Genomic DNA, 630 nt, shown 5'->3' on the forward strand with positions numbered 1-630 from the left:
GCGATCACCACGGAGTGATTCATGACTGGGGTGAAGTCGTAACAAGGTAGCCCTAGGGGAACCTGGGGCTGGATCACCTCCTTAAACGAAGACCGACGTCCATAAGCGTTCACACGAATTGTTTGATTGTTTTGTTAAAGCATCCTCGTCCTGAGGTTGTTCTTTAAAAGTGTGTTTAATGAATCAGTTATCATGGGTCTGTAGCTCAGTCGGTTAGAGCGCACCCCTGATAAGGGTGAGGTCGGCAGTTCGAATCTGCCCAGACCCACCAAATTTTCCGTTATCCAGCGTCAAAAGATTGCTCATTTGCTTCAAGCAAACTTTGCAAATCTTTTTCCTTAGCTAACGAAAAATTCTGGAGACCGGTAACTGTAAGAGATATGGGGCTATAGCTCAGCTGGGAGAGCGCCTGCTTTGCACGCAGGAGGTCTGCGGTTCGATCCCGCATAGCTCCACCAAATTCTCAAACGACAACTGATTCATTAAGCATATTTTCATGCTTCTGTTCTTTAACAATGTGGAATCCAAATTTAAGCTGAATTGATTTAAGCAATTTAACTTCGGTTAAATCGTTTAATGAAGATTCTTGCTGAGACACTCTCAAGTTTTGATTGGAAACAATCATAGCTA

2 tRNA genes and 1 rRNA gene are annotated in these 630 nt (G+C 43.7%); all 3 read left to right on the forward strand.

From position 1 onward, the window contains the following. A 16S ribosomal RNA gene (locus AK963_RS30270) occupies positions 1-84 on the forward strand; the annotation flags it as partial. A gap of 110 nt (positions 85-194) precedes the next feature. After that, positions 195-271, forward strand: a tRNA-Ile gene (locus AK963_RS30275). A gap of 111 nt (positions 272-382) precedes the next feature. Beyond that, positions 383-458: transfer RNA gene (locus tag AK963_RS30280), tRNA-Ala, on the forward strand. The last annotated feature ends 172 nt before the right edge of the window (positions 459-630 follow it).

Source organism: Endozoicomonas atrinae, assembly GCF_001647025.1.
Lineage (GTDB): Bacteria > Pseudomonadota > Gammaproteobacteria > Pseudomonadales > Endozoicomonadaceae > Endozoicomonas > Endozoicomonas atrinae.